Source organism: Pedobacter terrae (assembly GCF_900100705.1).
Taxonomy (GTDB): Bacteria; Bacteroidota; Bacteroidia; order Sphingobacteriales; family Sphingobacteriaceae; genus Pedobacter; species Pedobacter terrae.
On the sequence record NZ_FNCH01000001.1, the window covers coordinates 186860 to 211814 of the forward strand.

Below are 24955 nucleotides of genomic sequence, written 5' to 3' on the forward strand. Positions count from 1 at the left end.
CCAAGAACAATACCACACCAAATGATTAAATTTTCCTTAAGCTTAATTTCTTTTACATTAGTTTTTTTTGGATTAAAAAACTTTTTTAGCGAACCACAGATCCAGCACGTATCGCCCCCCGAATTAACCATTACAAATTTCGCAGGACCCGATGTTACGCCAAGCCCGGCCTGTTTAGCTGTTGCACCAACAGGCGAAGTATACGTGGGTGTTGATATGATCGGATCTTTAGGTAAAGATCCCGGTAAAGGCCATATCCTTAAATTGATAGATAAGGATAATGACGGCAAAATGGACGAACATATAGATTTTGCCGAAGTAGATAATCCCCGGGGAATTATTGTACAAGGCAATCAGGTATATGTATTGCACACCACTTTCTCAAAAGAAACAAGACAGGCTACGGGCATGAATTTGGTTGTTTTCGAAGATAAAGATGGCGATGGGAAGGCAGATGGACCAGAAAAACCGCTTATTGAACACATCAGTAACGCCAAATATATCCGCGAACGCGGTACCGATCATGCCACCAATGGCATCAGGATGGGCATTGATGGATGGATTTACATTTCAGTTGGAGATTTTGGATTCCATGATGCAGTAGACCGTTCAGGTAAAAAGTTGACCATGTTAGGTGGTGGGATTATGCGCGTCCGTCCGGATGGAACTGAAATGGAAGTATATACACATGGTACACGGAATGTTTACGATGTAGCCATTGATCCTTACATGAATGTTTTTACCAGAGAAAATACCAATGATGGTGGTGGCTGGAATGTACGTTTCTCGCACCACATACAATCTGGCGAATATGGTTACCCGGTTTTATTTCAGAATTTTACCGATGAAATTATTCCGGCACTTGCCGATTTAGGAGGAGGATCGGGTACCGGGGCATTATTTATGGATGAACCCAACTGGCCTGAGCAGTACAATCATGTTCCGATGATGGCCGATTGGGGCAGAAGCATGCTTTATATCCACAGGGTTACTGCCGATGGACCAACCTTTACGCAGAAAGATGAAGAATTTATTAAACTACCGCAAATTACCGATCTTGACGTAGATGGATCTGGAAGACTTTACCTTTCGGCCTGGGATGGCGCAGGTTATTCTGGCAGTCCGAATAAAGGTTACGTTGTTCGTGCAGTACCCAATAACTGGACCTACAAAGCTTTCCCAGATGTTAAAAAGGCTTCCGTTAAAAAACTAACAGAACTACTTAAATCAAATAGTGCAGTAGGCCGCTTGGCAGCTTCACAAGAATTGATTTCGCGTAACAATAAACAAGCGATTTCGACCGCTTTAAAAGTTGCCTCCGATCAGGGTTTAGCGCTTGACGTGCGTTTAGCTGGTATGTATACCTATGCACAGCTGACCAAAGAAAACGGCATTGCAACTTTGATTGAATTTACGAAAGATAAAGCAATGAAGGAATTTGCCCTGAAAGCACTCGCTGATCGTAAAACTTATATAGATAAAGTACCTGTTGAGCCATTTTTAGAAGGCTTAAAAGATGCTGATCTTCGTGTTCAGGCTGCTTCAATCATTGGCTTAAACCGCCTGGGCAGGGCTGAAGTGGCCAATGTGCTTTTACAAACTAAAGTGCCTGCTTCATTTACAGCGCCTGCAAAAGGTACCGAGGGGCCTCATGCAACACCAAATTCGGCCATTATCCTGCCTCATTTAGCGGTTAGGGCCTTGGTTGATCTTCAGGCGGTGGATGCTTTACTGGCTGCGGTTAAAACCGAAAATTCTACCCTGGCACTTTGGGCTTTACGTTATATACATACCGAAAAAGCAGTTAACGGGCTAATCGAAAACTACAAACAAGCAACGGATGAAAAGTTAAAACAGCAAATTCTGGTTACTTTAGGCCGTTTGTATAAAAAAGAAATTGCCTACGATGCTACCTGGTGGTGGGGTACACGTCCCGACTCACACGGTCCATACTTTAAAGCAGTTTCATGGGAAGGCTCTCCAATGATCGAGAAATTTTTAAAAGAGGAAGCTGCAAAAGCAGGAGCGAAGGGCAGGCAATTTTATGTTGATTTAAATGAGCGCCAACGGATGGATATCCCTGAATTTACCATTGAAGAGAAAGTAGCCGCGGTAGAAGAACCAAAAATTGATCTGGATAAAATCAAAAACAAAAAAGGTCAGGTAGGTAAATCATCTATTGAGGATGTATTGTTGGCCATCAATAAATTACAGGGCGATCCGCTAAAAGGCAAAAATATTTTCAATAGCCAGGGGTGTGTAGCTTGTCATAGCTTAAACAAAAGCGAAAAAATGAAAGGTCCTTTTATGGGACAGATTGGTTCTATCATGAACCGTGAGCAGATTGCAGAATCGATATTAAAACCCAATGCTTCAATTTCTCAGGGATTTGCTTCGGTAATGATTACCGCTAAAGGCGACCGTACCTATATGGGCTTTATTACAGAAGAAACTGCTGCTAAAGTAGTGATGCGTAATATTGCCGGGGAAGTTTTCACTATTAAAGCAGGTGATATTTTATCGAGAAAAGAAATGGAAACTTCGATGATGCCAGAGGGTTTGGCTAATTCACTATCATATGAAGAACTGGCTTCTTTAGTTTCTTTCTTGTCTCAACAGAAGCAATAAATATCTCAAATTACTTTCATTTAGCCATAGCGGAGTTTTATAAATTAATAGAAATCTCCGCTATTTTTCTTTAAAATAACATGTATTTATAGGGAGTCGTCACCCTGAACTTCCGCCCGGCCGGTCGGACGGGTGTTTTAGGGTCTTTTATTAAATTTCTCCGGTAATATCTTTCCATCAGCCATAAGACTGATCAGCAAAACTTCAATCTTGTCCGATTAACGAATACAGACTTGAGACTTTGGACTTCAGACTAATTTGTTATTTCCCCGCCATTTTTATACATAAAATCCTGCCTGTAGTTTCAGTTTAAAAAAACAAAACTTACATTTAGCGATTAAATCTATATATTTAGTCGATGAGCAGATCGTCCAGCAGTTATGGAAGACCATTTTTTTGAACAAATTCTCAAGAATCCTCTTGAACAACAAAACATTCCACCCAATAAAGTAATATCCCTTTGGGCAGAAAAGCTTATTCAGGTACTTTTTCCAGAAAATTCTGCCCAGGTATTTTCGACCGTTACAGAAATAAAGGAATATGTGGCCACTTTGGAGCTTGAGCTTTATGATATCATATCCGTGAGTTGCAAGCTTAAAAATAGCGAATGCAAAAATGCAGCGGGTCAGTTTTTTGAAAGCTTACCAGAACTCTACCGGATTTTAAATACCGATATTCTGGCTATTTACGAGGGTGATCCGGCGGCACAGAGCAGATTTGAGGTCATTCGTACCTATCCGGGTTTTTATGCCATCTGTTTCTACAGAATTGCCCACATGCTTTACAATTTTGGAATTCCGCTTGTGCCAAGAATACTGACCGAATATGCGCATTCTAAAACCGGGATCGATATCCATCCGGCAGCCAGTATAGGCGAACATTTCTATATTGACCACGGAACAGGAATTGTGATCGGAGAAACCAGTACCATTGGCCGTTACGTTAAACTATATCAGGGGGTAACATTGGGTGCCTTGAGTGTTAAAAAGACATTGGCGGGCAGTAAACGTCACCCTACTGTAGAAGATAGGGTGGTGATCTATTCAGGGGCAACCATATTGGGTGGCGAAACCATTATCGGGCACGATAGTATCATCGGAGGGAATGTATGGCTCACCGAAAGTATCCCGGCATTTTCTACTGCTTATCATTCGCCAATCATTACCATTAGAAATCACAAAGAAACCAATTAATATATTATAATATGGCAGGAATAATCGATCTGATCGGGAACACGCCAATGGCCGAACTTCAAAAGCTGAATGTTAATCCCGGTGTGCGCGTATTTGCTAAATTAGAAGGAAACAATCCGGGCGGTAGTGTTAAAGACCGCGCTTCGCTCAATATGATCAGAAGTGCAATTGAACGTGGCGAGGTAACTCCTGGAACTAAATTGGTAGAAGCCACAAGCGGTAATACTGGCATTGCATTAGCCATGATTGCAAGTTTGTATAATCTGGATATTGAACTGGTTATGCCGGCCAATTCTACTCGCGAACGAAAGGTAACCATGGAAGCCTTTGGCGCAAAAGTAACCTTGCTGGAAAGTATTGAGGCCTGCAGGGATTACGCTGAAGAAAAAGGTGTTTCAAAAGGATATTACCTGTTAAATCAATTTGCCAATCAGGATAATTATCTGGCGCATTATAAAACTACGGGACCAGAAATATGGAGAGATACCGAAGGACAGGTTACACATTTTGTGAGTTCTATGGGAACAACCGGTACTATTATGGGCTGTTCGAGGTTTTTTAAGGAAAAAAATGCTGCTATTCAGATTGTAGGCTGTCAACCTACAGAAGGTTCTTCCATTCCGGGTATCAGGCGCTGGCCTGAAGAATATCTGCCAAAAATATTTGATCCTAAAAGGGTAGACCGGGTGATGGATATTGCACAGGAAGAAGCAACTTTAATGGCGAGGCGAATGGCGAAAGAAGAAGGTTTATTTGCGGGCATGAGTTCTGGTGGTGCCTGCGCAGCCGCTTTAAAGCTTGCCGGTGAACTGGAACAGGGAACTATTGTGTTTATTGCCTGCGATCGAGGAGACCGCTACCTGAGCAGCGATCTTTTTGGCTGAGCATAGCTCATAAATTTCGTTTAGCTTTTTTTTAAAAAAAATGTACAGACCCTTTGAGTAATATCTTTCATCTCAAAGGGTTTTTTTACTTATTTAATTAATTTTTAATAAGCGTTATATCAAAGCCATTGCCAAATAACATGAGCTGATCAGACAACAATTAGCGTTGCTTAATATAGAGAGGAAAACTTCGCCGGCATTTTCGTCAGCGGAATATATAACCAACTTTATTATAAAAATAAGCCTGTTTAGCGGATGTAGGGAATTTGTTATTCTAAAGCTTAAAGATCAAAATTTTATGATATATTTGCTAATTATATTAGTAAATATGTCTGTAAAGGTTAATATCACTTCAAAAGGAATACAAAAAGTACTTAAAAACTATAATGAAAGACAGGCGATTGCCGAATACATTTGGAATGGCTTTGATGCCAATGCAAATACCATTTATGTTGATTATGTATCCAATCCATTAGGACTTTTAACCGAATTAACAATTGCTGATAATGGTTACGGAATCAATTTCGACCGTTTACCACAAAAATTTGAACCGTTTTTCGAATCTGAAAAATCCATTCAGATTGTAGCGCCAAAACATACCTCCAAAATGCATGGTCGCAATGGGGTGGGTAGGCTCACCTTTTTTACCTTTGCGCACGACGCCGTTTGGCATACCACTTACCAATCAGACCAAGGTTTTCACAATGGCGAAATCCGCATCAATACGGGCGGTTTAAATAATTATAGCTCTGATTTTTCTACCGTTCCGGGCCATACCGGTACAACAGGTACCACTGTTTCATTTACCAATTTGAAAATCAGCCAGCAAGATATAGAAACCATAGTGCTTCCGTTTTTGATCAATGAATTCTGTTGGTTTATAGAATTGAATAAACATAAGAACTACTCTATTATTGTAAACGGCGAAGCATTGGATTTTAGCAGTAATATTAAAAGTATAGAGGAGTTTAAGCTCGTTTATCCTGATACTGCTGTTACTTTCAAGATCAAATATGTTCACTGGAAAGAAAACCTGCACAAAGAATTGTCCAAATACTACTTTTTGGCCGGTGGCGAAGAAATTTATAAAGATTACACCACCTTAAATAAAAAAAGCGACGATTATTTCCATAGTGTTTATATCGACAGTGATTTTTTTCGTGATTTTGATTTTAAAAGTTTCGAAAATGAAGAACAGGTGGCCATATTTGGTGCGGCTAAATCTTCGGCCGAATACAGGTTTTTGATTAAAGCACTAACCGAATATCTTAAAAGTAAACGCAAACCATTTTTAAAAGAATATGCCAATAACTTGATTCAAAGTTACGAGCAGGATGGTGTATTTCCGGTTTATGCCAGTGAACGGGAAAAAGACTTAAGGAAGCCACCATTGGTTAATTTAATTAAGGCATTGTATGAAATAGAACCCAAATTATTTGGCGGCTTAAATACTGACCAGAAGAAAACCATCGTACGCCTGATTGATCTTTTAATGCGCGCTAATCTCCGTGATGAAATTTTTGAAATGTTTAATGGCCTGATCGAATTAGATGCCGGAGAGCAGCATGAACTATTGCAATTGATAAAGGGTCTTGAGGCGACTGAAAAATAGCTGAATATTAGGCAGTAATGATCAATTTTTTGCCAATAAATCAGTTTTAACTATCCTATTCTCAAAATTTTTGTGATTTTGAGAATATATAGCCATTTTTATAGCGGCAGTCTAGCATCACGCCCGTATATGAAGATATTTATAGATAAGTCTTCCTGTTTGTATGAATAAGCAGGAAAGATATTTAGGGACAAACATTCCATTAAAAATTTACGGGTTGAGCGAAAAATCGGTTACCATAACATTTGGAACCGAAATCGATAATGATTTATTGTACCTGATTACCGGTTTTAACCAGCTGCTGCTGCAAAATTCTTTTAATGGTTTAATTACCACTGTTCCCGCTTATACTACCTTAACTGTTTTTTATGATCCGCTAACGGTGATGTTATCAGACCTTCCTGGTGAGGGCTGTTTCGAAAAGGTATCGGCACACTTAAATAAAATTGCAGCGATAGAAACAGAGAAATCAAAGGTAATGGCTAATCATTTGGTTATTCCGGTGTGTTATGGAGGCGATTTTGGTCATGATGTTTTAACGGTAGCTCGCCACAATAAACTTAGCGAAAGCGAGGTAATCGAGATGCATACGGCTGGGTATTACACGGTTTTTATGATCGGATTTGTACCGGGCTTTGCTTATATGGGCGGGATGGACAACAGATTAGCCACGCCAAGAAAAGAGGTTCCGGCTGCTAAAATTCCTGCCGGATCAGTGGGTATTGCAGGTAATCAAACCGGTATTTATCCCATGGAAACACCTGGTGGTTGGCAGATTATCGGCAGAACGCCAGTAAAGATGTTTGATGTTAGCCGTAAACAACCGTCATTTTTAAAGGGAGGAGACCGGGTTACTTTTCAAGCCGTTGATATGGATGAGTTTAATGCTTATGGAATTGAAGTATGAAAATCAGCATCATTAAACCTGGCTTATTAAGTACAATTCAAGATATGGGACGGTACCGGTATCTTTCGCAAGCAGTACCTGTTTCTGGTGCGATGGATGAATTGGCGCATCGTTTAGCCAATAAGGCTGTTGGTAACGACGATAACGACGCGACCATTGAGTTTACTTATGCTGATGCTTCATTTAAAGCTGAAACACCAATTCTGATTTCCTATTCTGGCGATGGTGCTTTTTTAGTTTATAATAATGAATTAATGCCTGCAGAAAAGCCATTGTTTTTTCCAGCAGGTTCTGTGATCAGGTTGATCAATAACCCTATTGGGATGCGCACCTATTTAGCTGTTGCTGGTGGATGGGAGGTGCCTGATGTAATGAAAAGCAAAAGCACATACCTTACCGCTGGCTTTGGAGGGTTTAAAGGAAGGAAATTGCAAAAAGCAGATGTACTCGTCAGCAATACCATCCTTAACGAAGTATCCAGTAAAATTTTGAGTCAACTGATCGAAAGATCGTTAACCTATCCACATTGGCGCATTTCGCGCGAAAGTTTACTACCAAAGAAAAGGCAAAAGATTAGGGTTGTGCTGGCCAATGAAATTTGTTGGTTCGATGCTACCTCCATTCTTTCGTTTTTAACCGGTACTTATAGTATTGATTTAAGGAGTAACCGTATGGGCTATCATTTGTCTGGAAAGCGATTGGTAAAAAAAGTTAAAAAAGAATTGCTCAGTACGGCAGTTACACCGGGGACTATTCAGGTAACGGGGAGTGGCAATTTGGTTATACTCATGGCCGACTGCCAGACAACAGGTGGCTATCCGCGTATTGCTCATGTTGCAGCGGTCGATTTGCCTTTATGTGCGCAGCTTAAACCCGGCGATAGTATTCAGTTTTCTGAAATATCAGGAGAAGAGGCAGAAGAACTTTATCTTGAACGTGAGCATGATTTATCATTGATTACCATGGCAATAAGCCTTAAATATATTTAAAATGAAAATGATCGATCTTAATTGTGATATGGGAGAAGCATTTGGAAATTATGCCATGCCAAATGATGAAAAACTGATGGATTATATTTCATCGGCAAATATCGCCTGCGGTTTTCATGCAGGCGATCCGGCCATCATGCAGCAAACGGTAGCTTTAGCCATAAAAAAGGGGGTAGCCATAGGTGCACATCCTGGTTTACCCGATTTACAAGGCTTTGGACGGAGAGAAATGAAGATTAGTCCAAATGAAGCCTATCAGCTTACCTTGTACCAAATTGGTGCATTAAGCGGTTTTGTTAAAGCTGCGGGCAGTAAATTACATCATGTTAAGGCGCACGGCGCTTTATATAATATGGCTGCAAAGGATATTGCTTTAGCAAAAGCGATTGTACAGGCCGTTTTTGATTTTGATCCGGGCTTGATCTTATATGCCTTAGCAGGAAGCAAGATGATCACCGAGGCTGAAAAATACGGCCTTGCAACCGCATCAGAAGTCTTTGCCGATCGGAGCTATCAGGATGATGGCTTACTTACGCCGCGTTCAGCAGATCATGCCTTAATTACCAATGAAGCTGATGCTGTTAATCAGGTTTTGGGATTTGCTTTAAAACAGGAAGTAAAAAGTGTAAACGGAAATCGTATTGCCGTGAAAGCTGAAACGGTTTGTTTACATGGCGATGGTGAACATGCTGTTGAGTTCGCCAAATTAATAGCCAACAGGCTAAAAAAAGAAAGTATTATCATTAAAGCTCCAGCAATATGAAGTCAAAATATAATTGGAGCGTACTTTTAGGTGCTGCTTTTTTAATGGCTTCATCGGCCATTGGTCCGGGTTTTTTAACACAAACAGCTGTTTTTACCCAGCAACTGGGCGCAAGTTTTGCATTCGTCATCTTGCTATCCATCATACTGGATGCCATTGCACAGTTAAATATCTGGCGGATTATTGCCGTAGCCGATAAACCTGCACAAGATATCGCCAATAAGGTATTCCCTGGTTTGGGTTATTTTATTTCCTTTTTGGTCTTTTTAGGAGGCCTGGCCTTTAATATTGGTAATATAGCTGGTGCTGGCTTAGGATTAAATGTATTATTTGGTATTAGTGTAGGGCAGGGTGCAGTAATTAGTGCGGTTATGGCTATAGGAATCTTTATTTATAAGGAAGCTGGAAAAGCCATGGATGTTTTTGCCAAAACCATGGGACTGATTAAAATTGTACTGGCTTTAATTATAGCCTACACCAGCTCGCCACCATTGGCCGAAGCAGCATTAAGGGCAGTAAATCCTACACAGTTTAGTTTTACCGCAGTATTAACCATCGTTGGCGGAACCGTTGGCGGTTATATCACTTTTTCGGGTGCTCATCGTTTACTTGATGCCAGACAAACGGGAATACAGAATTTGGGTGGCGTAAACAAAGGTGCATTAAGTGCAATTGGACTGGCATCTATTATGCGTTTACTATTATTCATAGCAGCTTTGGGCGTGGTAAGTAAAGGTGTAACTTTAGACCCGGCTAATCCAGCCGCTTCAGTTTTTAGATTGGCCAGTGGCGAAATAGGATATAAAATTTTCGGTGTGGTAATCTGGGCTGCGGGAATTTCTTCTGTAGTAGGTTCTGCATATACATCCATCTCTTTTGTAAAGAGTTTCCATCCGTTAATATTAAAGTTTAACAGAGAGATCATAATTGCTTTCATATCAATTTCTTGTGTTATTTTTATCTTTATTGGTAAACCGGTTAAAACGCTGCTTACCGTAGGCGCCATAAATGGTTTTATTTTGCCTGTTGCATTGGGTATTATGCTTATTGCAGCTTATAAAACTAAAATCATTGCCAATTACAAACAACCGTTATGGTTAACCTTAACAGGTTTAGCTGTGGTATTAACCATGGTTTGGATGAGTTATGGTACCATTGTACAAATGATAAACGGAGAATAAATTTTATAAAATGAATACAATAATCAAATGTTTTTGCTTTTTACCGTTATTGATCGCAACCTCTTATGCGCAGCAATCAAAAACCGTAGCTGTAGCGCCCGGGGTTTCTTTGGCATTAGCAAATGCCAGAAGCGCTGCAATAAGTCATATTGAATACAAACTTCACTTTAATATACCTGCTGAACAAACAGATCTAATTCAATCAACTGAAAGTATTGATTTTGAGTTAAATAAGTTAATTTATCTGCAGGTTGATTTTAAGCAAAATATAGATCATATTAAGCGGGTATCGGTTAACGGAAAATCTATACCGATCAATTTTAAGGAAGAACATATCCTGATTGAGCAGGAATACTTAAAGATTGGGAATAACCAAATTGAAACTGAATTCATCGCTGGCAACGAATCGTTAAACAGAAATAAAGATTTTTTATATGCCCTGTTTGTTCCAGATCATGCCAGAACGGTATTCCCTTGTTTTGATCAGCCGGATTTAAAGGCTAACTTTTTACTTTCCTTAACCGTTCCAAACAATTGGAAGGTAATGGCTAATGCTGCTAAAAAGGATTCGATAGTAACGGGTAATGCGATTACTTATCATTTCAACCGTTCGGATAAATTGCCTACTTATTTATTCTCTTTTACCGCGGGGAAATATAGCCTGATCAATCGGCTAATGAAAAATAACAACATGGAATTTTTGCACCGTGAAACCGATTCGACGAAAATTAAATTTAGCGTTGATTCTGTTTTTGTAGCCCACCGTGATGCCATAGATTTTTTGGAAGACTGGACAGCAATCAAATATCCATTTCAGAAAATTGGCTTTGTAAGCATTCCTGATTTTCAGTTCGGCGGAATGGAGCATCCTGGGGAGGTGCAGTATAAGGCATCATCATTGTTTTTAGATCAGGGTGCAACTAAAGATCAGTTTATTTCGCGTTCTAATCTTATTTCGCATGAAACAGCACATATGTGGTTTGGCGATCTGGTGACCATGAAATGGTTCAATGATGTTTGGATGAAAGAGGTGTTTGCCAATTTTATGGCCGATAAGGTGACCGAAAAATTAATGGGTAAAAGTACTTTCGACCTTAAGTTTTTGCAAGATCATTATCCGGCCGCTTATGGAGTAGACCGAACCCTGGGTGCCAATCCTATTCGCCAGCAACTGGATAACTTACAGGAAGCCGGATCGATGTATGGAAATATCATTTACCATAAAGCCCCCATTATGATGCGCCAGTTGGAATTATTGATGGGCAAGGATAATTTTCAAAAGGGAATAAGAGAATATTTGAAAAAATACAGTTACGGCAATGCTACCTGGAATGATCTGATTGCTATTTTAAGTAAATACAGTAAAAGCGATCTCTTCAGTTGGAACAAAGTTTGGGTAAATGAACCTGGAAGACCAGTTTTTAATTACAAGATTGAATATAATAAAGATAAAATAAGCCATTTTAGTTTGAGCCAAAATAGTGAACTGGGGCAGCCTAGGGTATGGCCGCAATCTTTTACAATTAAACTGGTTTACCCAACCTATAGTAAGCTTTTGGTGGTAAATGCTAAAACTGCTAAAACAGATTTAACAGAGGCAAATGGTCTACCTAAACCACAATATATTTTATTTAATGCAAATGGTGCAGGATATGGTCTTTTCCCGGTTGATAAAGAAATGATGACGGATCTTTATCATATTAATGATCCTTTAGAACGTGCATCAGCCTATATCAATGCCTATGAAAATATGCTTTCGGGTAAAAGCAATAAATCTGAAGCGCTTTTAGCTGTGTTTTTACAGGGATTAGCGGTAGAGAAAAATGAGATGAACCTGAGGCTGATTACCGGATACCTGACTAATATTTACTGGACTTTCCTTAACGCTGAAACACGGAATACGATGCATGAAAGTTTAGAGCAAATTATATGGAGCGCTATGGATCAACAGCAAATGCAAAATAACAAGAAAATTTTGTTCAATGCTTATCAAAATGTGTATCTGAGTGCCGGAGCTGGAAAAAAAATGTACAATATATGGCTTAAGCAAACTGCACCAGATGGCGTTAACCTGTTAGAAGATGATTATAGTGCGCTTGCCTTAACGCTGGTGCTGAAAACTGATACGGCAAATACAATCTTAAAAGACCAATTAGCCCGAACCAAAAATGAAGATCGTAAAAATCGGCTGATGTATTTAATGCCTGCATTATCTTTAGATGTTAAAGAAAGGGATCTATTTTTTAATGGCTTAAAAGATAGAAAGAACCGCCAGAAAGAAGCTTGGGTAACAACTGCATTATCTTATTTGCATCATCCCATCAGGCAAAAAACATCTATCCTCTACCTGAAAGAAAGCCTGGATTTACTCGCAGAAATACAGAAAACAGGAGATATATTTTTTCCACAATCGTGGTTAGCGGCCACCTTTTCTACTTACAACAACAAAGAGGCAAATGCAATTGTACAGGATTTCTTAAAATCCCATCCTGATTACAATCCAAAGTTAAAAGATAAGATTTTGCAAACAACTGATAATCTTAGGAGGGCACAGGTCATCATGCATTAACGTTTAATTAAATAAATTTGTACAAACAGGTTTATGAAGAATTTATACTTTTGTTGAGAGAGCGTTAATTTAGATTTGAAAAGGATAAGCATTAATTTGTTTGCCCTTTTTTATAGCAAATCTGCATCAGCTAACATAAAGTTCCCCTCATCTCGACTTAAACGCAGTGGAATGCCCCGCCCGCCCATACAGGAGGAGAGATCTATCTTAATGAAATTTTAAGCTATCTTCACTTAATTAAAGCCTCTGTTTGACTGTTCAAATCTTCCAATAAACCATTCAATAAAATTTCTCTTTTATCTTCAATAGAAGTATCATCCTGGATAAAAACGGTAAGGTTCGTATTTTCTGCTGTTTGAGTTTGCATGAGTTAGGGATTTACGTTTGTCAATTTAATGTCTACAAAGATTTAACGTCAGTTTTCGAATATAGTTTGTAACTTTTTTATTTAAACTTTAAATATTTTACTAAACATCATGTTAAGTCAAACATTGATCTACCTATTTAGGTTATGATAAAAGCAAAATAAATTCCATCAATGAAACATTACGACGCAATAATTATCGGAGCGGGGCAGGCAGGCGTACCATTGGCTAAAAAACTTGCCGAAGCCGGTAAAAAAACAGTTCTTATTGAAAAAAGATTGGTCGGTGGTACCTGTATTAACGATGGCTGTACACCAACAAAAGCGATGATCGCTTCTGCAAAAGCTATATATCAGGCTAAAAAAGCCTCCGCATTAGGTGTCGAAATAGGATCTGTCAAAGTTGACTTCAATAAAATAAAACAGCGTAAAAACGATATTGTAAATCAGTTTAGATCTTCATCAGAAAAAGGAATTAACGAAACCAAAGGGCTGAGGCTCATTTTCGGAACGGCAAAATTCAGCGCTGAAAAAGAATTAACCATTAGTCTGAATAACGGTGGCGAAGAAAAAGTAACCGCCGATTGGATTTTTATTAATACCGGAGCAAAAACTGCCTTACCAGATATAGAAGGATTGGATGAAATTGACTATCTTACTTCTACAACAATTTTAGATATAGAAACCGTTCCGGAGCATTTGATGGTTATTGGCGGTAATTATATTGGGCTGGAATTTGGACAAATGTTTAATCGCTTTGGTAGTAAAGTCACCATTTTGGAAAAATCATCAAGTATATTGTCAAGAGAAGACGAAGATATTTCATCAGCCCTCACTGAAATTTTAACCGATGAAAAGATCGAAATCATTACGGATGTAAAGATTGATAAAATCAGTCAGGACAAAAAACAGCTTCATGTATTGCTCCAGTCCGGTAAAACTGCAAAGAACATAACAGCAAGTCATGTACTCGTTGCAGTCGGGCGCATACCGCAAACTGCTGATTTAGGCCTCGAAAATTGTGGTGTTAAAATGGATGATAAAGGTCATATAATAGTGAATGAAAAACTGGAAACCAATGTTAAAGGCATTTATGCATTGGGTGATGTAAAAGGAGGGCCAGCCTTTACGCACATTGCCTATAACGATTATACCATTGTTTACCGCAACCTGATCGAAGGCATGAAGTACTCCATTCAGGATCGGCCTGTGCCATATTGTATGTTTACCGACCCTCAACTGGGCAGGATTGGTATTTCGGAAAAAGAAGCGAAAGAAAAGAATTTGAATTATAAAGTAGCCATGATTCCAATGTCGCAGGTGGCACGCGGAATTGAAACCAACGAAACTTTAGGCTTAATGAAGGCGGTTGTAGATCCGGATACGAAAAAGATTTTGGGAGCAGCTATTTTGGCTTCAGAAGGCGGGGAAATCATGTCTGTTTTGCAAATGGCCATGGAAGGCGATATTACTTACGATAGGATCAGGTATTGCGTTTTTGCACATCCTACCTATACAGAATCGCTGAATAACCTATTTATGAAACTCGATAAATGAGATGATCGAATTAAAAGAGATAAGCAAGAAATTTGGCGATACCCAGGCGGTGAAGCAGGTCTCTTTTAGTGTGGCCAGGGAGGAAACATTGGTCTTGTTGGGTACCAGTGGCTGTGGTAAAACCACCACCTTGAAAATGATCAACCGTTTAATTGAACCCGATGCAGGGCAGATTTTAATCAACAATGAAAATATCATCGATGAGGATCCCGATGTGTTACGCAAGGGAATAGGTTATGTGATGCAAAATATTGGCCTTTTTCCACATTATACCATTGCCGAAAACATTGCACTTGTACCAAAACTGTTGAAATGGGATAAGGCAAAAATTGTAAGCCGTACACAAGAACTGATTGAAAAACTTCATCTTCCGGAAAGTACCTTGACCATGTATCCGCATGAATTAAGTGGCGGACAGCAGCAACGTGTAGGCCTGGCCCGTGCATTGATTACCGATCCGTCCGTATTATTAATGGATGAGCCATTTGGAGCTTTAGACAATGTTACCCGCACCAGTATCCAAAAAGAATTTAAGGCTTTAGAGGAGTTGAAAAGAAAAACCATTGTGATGGTAACACACGATGTTTTGGAAGCCTTTGAGCTTGCAGACAGGATCTGTTTAATGGATAAAGGAGAGGTGGTTCAGATCGGTACACCTAAAGAATTATTGTACCAGCCAACAAATGATTTTGCAAAGCGTTTTCTTGCCGGACAGAAGCTTATACTTGAATTCAAAGTTGTTAATATACAGGATATCTGGACTTATTTACCTCAAGAAATAGTTCATCGCGGAGAAACTGAAACTGCAGATTTAAGTATATGGGAAGCTATGGAATTATTGCGGAACAAGGATCGGTCGGAACTGTTCATTTCAGGACCCAACAAAGCCATTAAATCCATTAATTTCGAACAGTTAACCAGCGGATTTAATCAATACCAAAACGCACAACATCATGAATGAGCAACAGCAAACCTTATGGCAATTTATGTCGGGGCAGTCTGATAAATTGCTCAGTCAAACCTTGCAACATGGAGGTTTAACCTTTATTTCTTTAATCCTTGCTATTGCCATCGGTTTACCTTTGGGCATATTGATTGCCAGAAAACGGAAACTTTCGGGGATGGTTTTAGGCATTGCCGGTGTATTGCAAACCATTCCAAGTATTGCCTTATTGGGTTTCATGATCCCGGTTTTGGGCATCGGCGCCAAACCAGCTATTGTTGCGTTGCTGATTTATGCTTTGCTTCCAATTATCCGCAATACCTATACCGGCATTATTGGCATCGATTTACATGTTAAAGAGGCTGCGAGGGCGATGGGCATGAGTAAAGGCCAGATTTTGTTAAAAGTAGAATTGCCTCTAGCCATGCCTGTTATTTTAGCGGGGATCCGTACCGCAACTGTGATTAATGTAGGGGTTGCTACTTTGGCTTCGTTTATTGCTGCGGGAGGATTGGGTGAGTTTATTTTTGGCGGCATTTCCCTCAATAATACCAATATGATTTTAGCCGGCGCCATTCCAGCCGCTTTACTGGCGATTATACTTGATGCTTTACTTTCGCTCGTTCAAAAAACGGATGTTAAAAAGTTAAGAAAAGGTTTATACATTTTTCCTGTAATAATTTTGGTTTTAGGTGGGTTTTATGCTTTACCCTCAGCTTATGGCTCTACCTTAACGGCTGGATTTACACCTGAATTTATGGGCAGGCAGGATGGAGATCTTGGATTGAAATCAACTTATGGCTTAAAGATCCATACCATCGTGATCAGCGATGCGGTGATGTACAAAGCTGCTTATGCGAAAGAACTGGATGTAATTAGTGGTTATTCTACCGATGGAAGGTTAAAAGCTTTCGATCTGAAAATCTTAAAGGATGACAAGAATATTTTTCCGCCTTATTATGCCGCACCCATAGTTCGGGATGAAGCTTTAAAACAGTTTCCCGAACTGGAAAAAACTTTGAATCTGCTCTCTGGTAAAATTACAGATTCGATCATGACCGATCTGAACTATAGAACAGATTATCTTCATCAGCAACCAGAGCGGGTTGCTAGGGATTTTCTGATCAGCAAGGGCTTGTATAAAGCGCCTAAAAACGGACACAAAGGCACTGTTCGGATCGGTTCGAAGATTTTTGGAGAACAATATATTCTCGCAGAAATGTATAGCATGCTGATTAAAGGCAATACACAGTATGCTGTAGCTACCAAAACCGGATTGGGCGGAACTAAAATCTGTTTTGATGCGCTGATGAACGATCAGATCGACTTTTATCCCGAATATACCGGGACCGGCCTTTTGGTATTGTTGCAGCCAAATCCAAAAATTGCAAAGGAAATGGCACATGATAAAGAAAAAACTTACAACTATGTAAGTACTGAATTCGAGAAAAAGTTTAAAATCAAATGGCTCAAACCGATCGGTTTTAACAATTCTTATGCTTTAATGATGCGACAAAAACAATCAAAAGAACTGAATGTTAATACCATCACAGACCTTAAAAATTACCTGGATAAAAATTAATGACACTAGCAGAAGAATACTTACAGATTAGGAAATATTCCGAACAGGTTTGTGAACCTCTACAAACTGAAGATTACGTGGTACAACCTGTTGTAGATGTTAGTCCGCCCAAATGGCATTTAGGGCATACCACCTGGTTTTTTGAAACCTTTATATTAAAACCTTTTTCTGTTAACTATCAGGTATATAACAACGATTATAATTTCGTGTTCAATAGTTATTACGAAACTGTTGGAAATCGGGTAATCCGTACCGATCGGGGCAATTTAAGCCGCCCAAGCGTGAATGAAATTTATCAGTACCGTGCTTATGTAGATGAAGCCATGGTAAGTTTTTTAAGTACAACGTTAAATGATGAAGTTAAGGAATTATTGATTTTGGGCTTTAATCATGAGCAGCAGCATCAGGAATTGTTGTTAACTGATATTAAATATATTTTAGGTAATAACCCGCTATTTCCGGTTTATGCTAAAGACAAAAAAGAAGTTTTGGCATCTGAAAACGAATCAGGCTGGATCGATATCCCGGGTGGAATTTACCAAATCGGTTATGAAGGAACCGGTTTTAGCTTCGACAATGAACTGAACAGACATCAGGTTTACCTGCACGATTTTTCTATTAGTAAAACATTGGTCAGCAATGCCGAATTTTTAGCATTTATCCATGCAGGTGGATATGAAAATTTTAATTATTGGCACGCGGAGGGCTGGGACTGGGTAAAAAGCAATCATATTATATCACCCATGTACTGGCATTTAATTGATGGAGAATGGTTTAATTATACTTTAGGCGGACTTTTACCAATTGCTCCCAATGCAGCGGTAAGTCATATAAGTTATTATGAAGCTTATGCCTATGCCAGTTGGAAAGGCATGCGTTTGCCTACTGAATTTGAGTGGGAAGTAGCTGCAAAAAACTTTAACTGGGGCGAAAGGTGGGAGTGGACAGAAAGTGCTTATCTCCCTTATCCTGGTTTTAGTAAAGCCCCTGGGGCCATTGGCGAGTACAATGGAAAGTTTATGGTCAATCAAAAAGTACTTAGAGGGGCTTCCGTCGCTACACCACAAAATCATTCACGTATTACTTATCGAAATTTCTTTCATCCACATTTAAGATGGCAATATACAGGCATACGCCTGGTAAAATAAAATGATTATGAGCATCACTACCATTGAAATACCAACCGACAACAAAACCCAGTTTCTTCAGGAAACATTAAAAGGGCTACAATCTGAACCAAAATTTATGCTTTCCAAGTATTTTTATGATGCTATCGGAGACCGCATATTTCAGCAGATTATGGACATGGAAGAATACTATCTCACTAATGCTGAAATGGAAATTCTCCAAAACCAGTCTGCACAACTTTCAGAAGCCATATCTGCAGATGGAACAGCCTTTGATCTGATCGAATTAGGTGCGGGTGATGCCACCAAGTCTATCTATTTATTAGAATCTCTATTAGATGCTCAAATGGAATTTAGCTATTTTCCAATTGATATTTCTGAACATGTTATTGCCGATCTGGAAGAAAATTTGCCTAAAAAACTTTCTTCATTGGATATTACAGGCCTAAATGGTGATTATTTTGATATGCTGAAAAAGGCTGCTGAATTGTCTGACCGTAGAAAAGTAGTATTGTTTATGGGTGCAAATATTGGTAATATGAACGTTGCTGATGCGGAAAGTTTCTGTCTTTCGCTGAAGCAATTGCTTGCTCCAAAAGATCTGCTCATTATTGGTTTCGACCTGAAAAAAAATCCACAACAGATCCTCGACGCTTACAACGATAAAGGTGGGATTACCAGATCTTTCAATCTAAATTTGCTTCATCGCATCAATAAAGAACTTGATGGAGATTTTAATATCGATCAGTTTGAGCATTACGCCAGTTATGATCCGGCATCAGGCGCCTGTAAAAGTTACCTCATCAGTTTAAAAAATCAGATCGTAAATATTGGGCACCATGTTATTCAATTTGCCGAAAATGAACATATTTTTATGGAAATTTCCCAAAAATATTCCTTAGACGATATTGATCAATTGGCAACAAAAACAGGTTTTAAACCAATTCAGCGCTTTTTTGACCAAAAACAATATTTTGTAGATGCCATTTGGCGGGTAGATTAGTTCTTCCCATCTAAAACTTGGAGCAGCTGGTTTAAATCTTCTTCCGTATTGTAAAAATGGAAGGAAATCCTGGTACCAGCACCCCTGGGTGAGCACAGAATTTTAGCTGCGACTAATTTATCTACTTTTTTTTGATCCAGCGGCATACTCATGATGGTAGATCGATACTTTCTCCCGAGCATCCAATCGGGCACTAATCCTCTCGCATTTAATGCCAACCTGGCTTGATTACTGAGCGTTTGTGTGGTTTTTTCAATATAATCGAAACCCATTACACCCAGATCATTTAAACTTTCGTTTAAGGTGCCAAAGTTTAAAGTATCCAGGTGACCGGGTTCGAAACACATCGATAAATGATCTTTTTCTTTTAAAAATGGCGCTGCAGGCAAATTGGTCAATTTGTTTTTTACATAAATGGCATCTTTCATCTGATCGGATAACATTACATAACCATTTCCGTATCCGGCTAAAAGCCATTTATATCCACTGCCAATTAATGCATCTAAGCCCGATTTTTCAAAATTAAAGGTAGTGGTGCCTAAAAACTGAGTGCCGTCGCCAACCAATAACAGGTTAGGGTAGGTTGTTTTTAACTTCCGGATAAAATCATCATCCATTCTGAAACCGCTAATGTATTGTACCATGCTAAATGCCAGTATGGTCGGTTTAAACTTTTCAATGGCATTAATGATGTTTTCCTCTAGTTTCTCATCAATTGGCACATTATGATAATCAAACCCCATACTCATTATGGGGTAACTCACCGAGGGATATTCTTCCTCTAACAATAAAAAACGATGATTTCTATCTAATCCATTCAATAAAATATTGAAGCCTAACGAAAAATTCTGAACGAGATAAGTGTTTTCGGGCTTTGATCCAAAATGTTTTGTGATGTTATTTCTCACGTCAGTAATAAGGGACATACTTTCCATTTTGAACACGCTTCCACCAGCCACGAACGCTTCGTCATGCTGGGCCCGCCATTCAGCTAAGCTAGTAGATAAGATGCCCGAATTGGCCGTGTTGAGGTACGTATATTCTTTGAGGATAGGGAAAGATAGGTTCATGTCCAAATTTAAAAGAAATGTACATTAAAAATAAATGCTGCCCGCCAAAATTAATTTTTATACAAACCTATGGGAATCAGGATTGTTGTTTTATAAACGTACAGGCATTATGGAAAGTCAAACCGCAATATTGGTTACTGAATTAAAAAAGCTCTTAAACGGGGGCGGAGCACATGTAGGATTTAAGGACGCAGTTGCCAATCTACCTTTTAATCTCCTGGGCGAAAAGCCTTATAACTTACCCTATAGCATCTGGCAATTGGTAGCGCATATTAAAATCGCCCAATGGGATATGCTGGAATTTAGTAAAAACGGAGCCCATCAATCGCCAAAATGGCCCGATGAATATTGGGCAAAAGAAGTAATTCCAAAGGACGAGGAAACCTGGAAAAATACCTTAAAGCAAATTGATGATGATCTGCAAGCATTTATAGCGCTTTTGGAATCGTCAAATATATACGATACAATACCACATGGCGATGGACAACGTATTTTGACTGAAGCTTTACAGATTGCAGATCACAATGCTTATCACATTGCCGAAATTGTCGTCATCAGGCGTTTGTTGGGAGCATGGAAATCTAGCTAACATTAATCTTTGAGGCCAGGCTTTTGCTTCCAAAATAGTAATTATTGCAAGGACAATCAGCTAAATTAATTATCCGTTCTCCCAAAAAAGAATTAAAAAAATTAAGTTATGTTACAAAACTCAAAAGCATTCAGTTCATTTTCTGTAGACGATGTAAGAAAAGCAAAAGAATTTTACAAGGAGGTATTGGGCCTCGAAGTTAAAGATAATCCGATGGGAGTGATTGAAGTGGTGGTTTCGGGGTCGTCGAATATACTCCTGTACCCAAAACCTAATCATGTTCCGGCAACTTTTACAGTGCTTAACTTCCCGGTAGAAAATATTGATCAGGCTGTTGATGACTTGATAGCCAAAGGAGTGAAGTTTGAAATTTATAATCAGGAATCAATCAAAACCGATCAAAAAGGTATTTCCAGAGGAAACGGTGGGCCAGATATTGCCTGGTTTAGAGATCCGGCAGGCAACATCTTGTCTATATTGGAAACCACCTAGGCTTAAAAGACTTCTGAAGTTTGCAAAGCGAATGCTATAGCGCAAACTTCGGAAGCCTTGCGATTAGCCTATAAGCCCATAACACTGATGCGCAATTTCATATTCTTCGTTAGTTGGAATAACCAATATTTTAACCTTTGCAGCTGCTGTGTTAATTTCTTTTAATTCACCTTTGTAAGCTGTATTCAGGGTGGGATCCAATTCAATACCTAAATATTCAAGTTCTGAACACACCGCTGCACGCATGTTGCTGTCGTTTTCGCCAACACCTGCGGTAAATATAATGGCATCTATACCGTTTAAGACAGCTGCATAAGCGCCGATAAATTTCTTAATCCGGTAAGCATATAATTGAATGGCCAAAGTAGCCGCTGCATTGCCTTCATTTATCATTTTTCTAATATCGCGCATATCGCTCGAACCGCCCACACCCAAAAGACCAGACGCTTTGTTAACCAGCGTACTCAATTGTGCCAAGGTATATCCGGAATGTTCCATTAAATGAAAAATAACCGATGGATCGATATCTCCGGAACGTGTGCCCATCATTAACCCGCTTAATGGTCCAAACCCCATGCTGGTATCTATCGATTGACCATTTTTGATAGCCGTTATGCTACAACCGTTGCCTAAGTGGATACTGATGATTTTACTGTCTTTTTGTTTTAACCAATTCACCGCCTGTTCACTTACATACTTATGGCTGGTACCATGAAATCCATACACCCGGATGCCATTTTCTTTATAATACGATTCTGGAATGGCATAACGATAAGCCTTTTCGGGGATAGTTTGATGAAAGGCCGTGTCGAATACGGCAATTTGCTTGGCATTTACAAAAGTCTGTTCGGCTACTTCAATACATTTATAATTCACTGGATTATGTAACGGCGCAAGTGAAAATAACTTTTTGATCTGATGTTTTACATCTTCTGTAATAATGGTCGGCCCTGAAAAATGTTCACCGCCATGTACCACACGGTGGCCAACAGCTGCAATATCATCCGGACTTGCGATTACTGCATAATCTCCAGCGGTTAATAAGGCCAAAACCTGTCTTAATGCTTCGCCATGATTAGCTATAAAACCAGATTCTTCTATACTGAATTTTTCGCCATTGCGATAAACCGTATGTTTTATAAAAGAACCTTCAATGCCAATGCGTTCTACCAGCCCGCTGCAAACAGGTGCTTTTTCTGGCATTTTAAAAAGCTGATATTTTAAGGAACTACTTCCGGAATTGATGACTAAAATGTTCATGTTTAAATGTCTTGACATTGGATTGCTGTAATCACAACAGTATTAAAAATATCATCTACGGTACAACCTCGACTCAAATCGTTTATGGGCTTGTTCAATCCCTGCAACATTGGTCCAATGGCCAATGCACCGGTTTCCCGTTGTACTGCTTTATAAGTATTATTGCCGGTATTTAAATCGGGAAAGATCAATACACTTGCTCTGCCTGCCACTTCAGATCCCGGGAGTTTTTGTTTACCGACAAGTGGGTCTACAGCAGCATCATATTGTATCGGGCCTTCAATTTTTAATTCCGGGTGCCTTGCTTTAACGATGGCAGTGGCTTCTCTTACGCGTTCTACATCTTCACCTTCGCCTGATGTACCGGAAGAATAAGATAACATGGCTATACGTGGTTCAATACCGAATTTGGCGCTGCTTTCTGCTGAAGAAATGGCTATTTCTGCCAATTGCTGGGCCGTAGGATTGGGGTTAACTGCACAATCGCCAAATATAGCCACACGTTCTGGCAGGCACATAAAGAAAATAGAAGAAACGACAGATACGCCTGGCTTTGTTTTAACAAATTGTAAAGCAGGCCTGATGGTATGCTGCGTGGTGTGAACGGCCCCTGAAACCATGCCATCCGCATCACCTTTATACACCATCATGGTTCCGAAATAAGAAACATCGGTCATCATGTCTCTGGCCATTTCCAGGTTTACATTTTTATTTTTACGCAATTCATGTAAGGTATTTACATAATCGCCGTAATGGGCTGAATGGGCGGGATTATGTATTTTTATGCTATTGCTATCCAGGTTTAATCCAAGCCTTTTGATGCTGTTAGTAATTTCAGTTGGGTCGCCCAGAAGCGTAATGTCTACAATATCCTGGGTGATGAGTTTTTCTACCGCCTTTAAAATACGCTCATCATTTCCTTCTGGTAAAACGATATGTTTTTTATCGCGTTTGGCCCATTTAACCAGCTGATATTGAAACATGTGTGGAGTAATGCCCTGATAGCTAAAGGTGATGATTTTATCATCTAGTGCTTTTATGTCTACATATTTTTCGAAAAGTTCTATAGCCAAAGCAATTTTTTTCTTGTTTTCGATGGTGATTTTGGAGTGGATCCCGCCAATAGTTGTGGTGGTTTCGAAAGTTCCTTTTGGCACCGCTATAATTGGGATAATCGTCTGTAAGCCTTCAATCAATTTAATAATGGGCTCATCGGGCAAACTGCCTGCTGTTAAAACAATGCCTGCTATTTTTGGGTAATTGGCTGATAAATTGGCCTGAAGTGCGCCAATAATAATATCACCACGATCGCCTGGGGTAACAATAAGCAGGTTATCTTTAATGTGCCTTAAAAAATTGGGTAACATCATGGCACCTGTCACAAAATTATCAACCTGATTGTCCAGTAATTCTGTACCAAAAAGCACCTCGCCACCTAAAGCCAACGTAATTTCTTTCATGGTTGGACTTTGCAAACCTGTTTCAGTTGGAATGACGGCGATCAATAATTCAGCTGGTAACTGATTGCTTAAAGCTTGTTTAATCCGGTCTGCCTCTTCCGGATTTACCATATTTGCCACTACACCTAAAACCTGCACATCGCGCAACAAAAAGTTACGGTAAATGTTGATGGCTGATTTAAAAAGCTGACTTGCCGTTTTGTTTTTTCCCGATACAACTATTAAAACAGGGGCACCTAAGTTTTTGGCCATCAAAGCATTTGATTCGAACTCGAACGCAGTGCCTTCACCCAAAAAATCGCTTCCTTCAATTACGGTAAAATCGTAATTATCTTCTAATTTTTTATATTTACTGATGATGGTATTGATAATTCCGCCACTATCTTCTGATTGGTGGAGCATTTCTTGCCGGGTAAAAGCAAAAGCATCCTCATAGTTAACAGGAAGCGAAAAATAGTCTAACATGGCTTCTACATGTTCATCCTTTTTATTCGGATCATCTTGTGCTATAATGGGTTTAAAATAGCCCACTTTTTGGGTTTTTGCCAACAACATATTGATCATCCCGAAAGCAATTACTGATTTGCCTGTGTAAGGTTCGGCTGAGGCAATGAATATATTTTTAGTCATAATAAAGGCGCAAATGCATATCAATAACGAATTATGCCCAATATAGTTGGAAATATTTATTTTAAAAATTAAAGTGCGTTAAGTTATTTTTTGGTTAATACTTTCTAGCTTGTTAGATAAATCGCGATTAAACTAAGTGAAAATGCTTTTCC

At 39.2% G+C, this 24955-nt stretch carries 20 protein-coding genes; 16 read left to right on the plus strand and 4 right to left on the minus strand.

The genetic code is table 11. From position 1 onward, the window contains the following. Positions 1-21: 21 nt before the first annotated feature. The 9 genes from BLR60_RS00800 (at position 22) to BLR60_RS00840 (ending at position 12726) form a co-directional block, all read left to right on the plus strand. Positions 22-2628, plus strand: a complete 2607-nt coding sequence (locus BLR60_RS00800) for a DUF7133 domain-containing protein (protein WP_090496159.1) — start codon at positions 22-24, stop codon at positions 2626-2628. Positions 2629-3008: 380 nt separating this feature from the next. Beyond that, positions 3009-3821, plus strand: coding sequence for a serine O-acetyltransferase EpsC (epsC, locus tag BLR60_RS00805; RefSeq protein WP_090496160.1), 813 nt, complete (start codon positions 3009-3011; stop codon positions 3819-3821). An 11-nt stretch (positions 3822-3832) separates the two neighbouring features. Beyond that, positions 3833-4705 carry a cysteine synthase CysM gene (cysM, locus tag BLR60_RS00810; protein WP_090496161.1) on the plus strand — a complete coding sequence of 291 codons (873 nt, stop codon included), beginning with the start codon at positions 3833-3835 and terminating at the stop codon, positions 4703-4705. A gap of 328 nt (positions 4706-5033) precedes the next feature. Further along, positions 5034-6317 (plus strand): ATP-binding protein, encoded by a 1284-nt coding sequence (locus tag BLR60_RS00815; RefSeq protein WP_167354657.1) that lies wholly within the window; start codon positions 5034-5036, stop codon positions 6315-6317. Between the two features lie 163 nt (positions 6318-6480). Further along, positions 6481-7224, plus strand: coding sequence for a 5-oxoprolinase subunit PxpB (gene pxpB / locus BLR60_RS00820; protein WP_090496163.1), 744 nt, complete (start codon positions 6481-6483; stop codon positions 7222-7224). Then, the gene (locus BLR60_RS00825; protein ID WP_090496164.1) at positions 7221-8213 is read left to right on the plus strand and encodes a 5-oxoprolinase subunit C family protein; all 993 of its coding nucleotides are present in this window, start codon (positions 7221-7223) and stop codon (positions 8211-8213) included. Before pxpB ends, BLR60_RS00825 begins: the two co-directional genes overlap by 4 nt. A 1-nt stretch (position 8214) precedes the next feature. Beyond that, on the plus strand, positions 8215-8976 hold the full coding sequence (locus tag BLR60_RS00830) for a 5-oxoprolinase subunit PxpA (RefSeq protein WP_090496165.1): 762 nt from the start codon (positions 8215-8217) through the stop codon (positions 8974-8976). Further along, positions 8973-10157, plus strand: coding sequence for an NRAMP family divalent metal transporter (locus BLR60_RS00835; protein ID WP_090496166.1), 1185 nt, complete (start codon positions 8973-8975; stop codon positions 10155-10157). The genes BLR60_RS00830 and BLR60_RS00835 overlap by 4 nt, the downstream gene beginning before the upstream one ends. Before the next feature lie 10 nt (positions 10158-10167). Further along, entirely contained in the window at positions 10168-12726 is a 2559-nt protein-coding gene (locus BLR60_RS00840; protein ID WP_090496167.1) for a M1 family aminopeptidase, read from the plus strand. A 229-nt stretch (positions 12727-12955) separates the two neighbouring features. Here BLR60_RS00840 and BLR60_RS24755 read toward each other — a convergent pair whose 3' ends face one another. Next, on the minus strand, positions 12956-13093 hold the full coding sequence (locus tag BLR60_RS24755; protein ID WP_167354658.1) for a hypothetical protein: 138 nt from the start codon (positions 13091-13093) through the stop codon (positions 12956-12958). 171 nt (positions 13094-13264) lie between these two features. Here BLR60_RS24755 and BLR60_RS00845 point away from each other — a divergent pair, with 171 nt between their 5' ends. The 5 genes from BLR60_RS00845 to BLR60_RS00865 are packed head-to-tail and all read left to right on the plus strand — an operon-like array spanning position 13265 to position 19302. Continuing rightward, positions 13265-14647: a mercuric reductase gene (locus BLR60_RS00845; protein WP_090496168.1), complete on the plus strand. Its 1383-nt coding sequence runs from the start codon at positions 13265-13267 to the stop codon at positions 14645-14647. Position 14648: 1 nt separating this feature from the next. Further along, positions 14649-15608: an ABC transporter ATP-binding protein gene (locus tag BLR60_RS00850; protein WP_090496169.1), complete on the plus strand. Its 960-nt coding sequence runs from the start codon at positions 14649-14651 to the stop codon at positions 15606-15608. Beyond that, entirely contained in the window at positions 15601-17172 is a 1572-nt protein-coding gene (locus BLR60_RS00855; RefSeq protein WP_090496170.1) for an ABC transporter permease/substrate-binding protein, read from the plus strand. The genes BLR60_RS00850 and BLR60_RS00855 overlap by 8 nt, the downstream gene beginning before the upstream one ends. Beyond that, a complete protein-coding gene (gene egtB / locus BLR60_RS00860) occupies positions 17172-18320 on the plus strand; it encodes an ergothioneine biosynthesis protein EgtB (RefSeq protein WP_090496171.1) in 1149 nt (382 codons plus the stop codon). Before BLR60_RS00855 ends, egtB begins: the two co-directional genes overlap by 1 nt. A 7-nt stretch (positions 18321-18327) precedes the next feature. Continuing rightward, positions 18328-19302, plus strand: coding sequence for an L-histidine N(alpha)-methyltransferase (locus BLR60_RS00865; RefSeq protein ID WP_090496662.1), 975 nt, complete (start codon positions 18328-18330; stop codon positions 19300-19302). Here BLR60_RS00865 and BLR60_RS00870 read toward each other — a convergent pair. Beyond that, positions 19299-20372 (minus strand): aminotransferase class V-fold PLP-dependent enzyme, encoded by a 1074-nt coding sequence (locus BLR60_RS00870; protein WP_090496172.1) that lies wholly within the window; start codon positions 20370-20372, stop codon positions 19299-19301. The genes BLR60_RS00865 and BLR60_RS00870 overlap by 4 nt on opposite strands. Positions 20373-20481: 109 nt before the next feature. Here BLR60_RS00870 and BLR60_RS00875 point away from each other — a divergent pair, with 109 nt between their 5' ends. Continuing rightward, positions 20482-20961 (plus strand): DinB family protein, encoded by a 480-nt coding sequence (locus BLR60_RS00875; protein WP_090496665.1) that lies wholly within the window; start codon positions 20482-20484, stop codon positions 20959-20961. Positions 20962-21069: 108 nt separating this feature from the next. Continuing rightward, positions 21070-21453: a VOC family protein gene (locus tag BLR60_RS00880; RefSeq protein WP_090496173.1), complete on the plus strand. Its 384-nt coding sequence runs from the start codon at positions 21070-21072 to the stop codon at positions 21451-21453. Positions 21454-21516: 63 nt separating this feature from the next. Here the strand turns inward: BLR60_RS00880 and BLR60_RS00885 are convergent, their stop codons facing one another. Both BLR60_RS00885 and pta read right to left on the minus strand, forming a co-directional pair. Further along, positions 21517-22713, minus strand: a complete 1197-nt coding sequence (locus tag BLR60_RS00885; RefSeq protein ID WP_090496174.1) for an acetate/propionate family kinase — start codon at positions 22711-22713, stop codon at positions 21517-21519. Between the two features lie 2 nt (positions 22714-22715). Beyond that, positions 22716-24803 (minus strand): phosphate acetyltransferase, encoded by a 2088-nt coding sequence (gene pta / locus BLR60_RS00890; RefSeq protein WP_090496175.1) that lies wholly within the window; start codon positions 24801-24803, stop codon positions 22716-22718. Between the last annotated feature and the right edge of the window lie 152 nt (positions 24804-24955).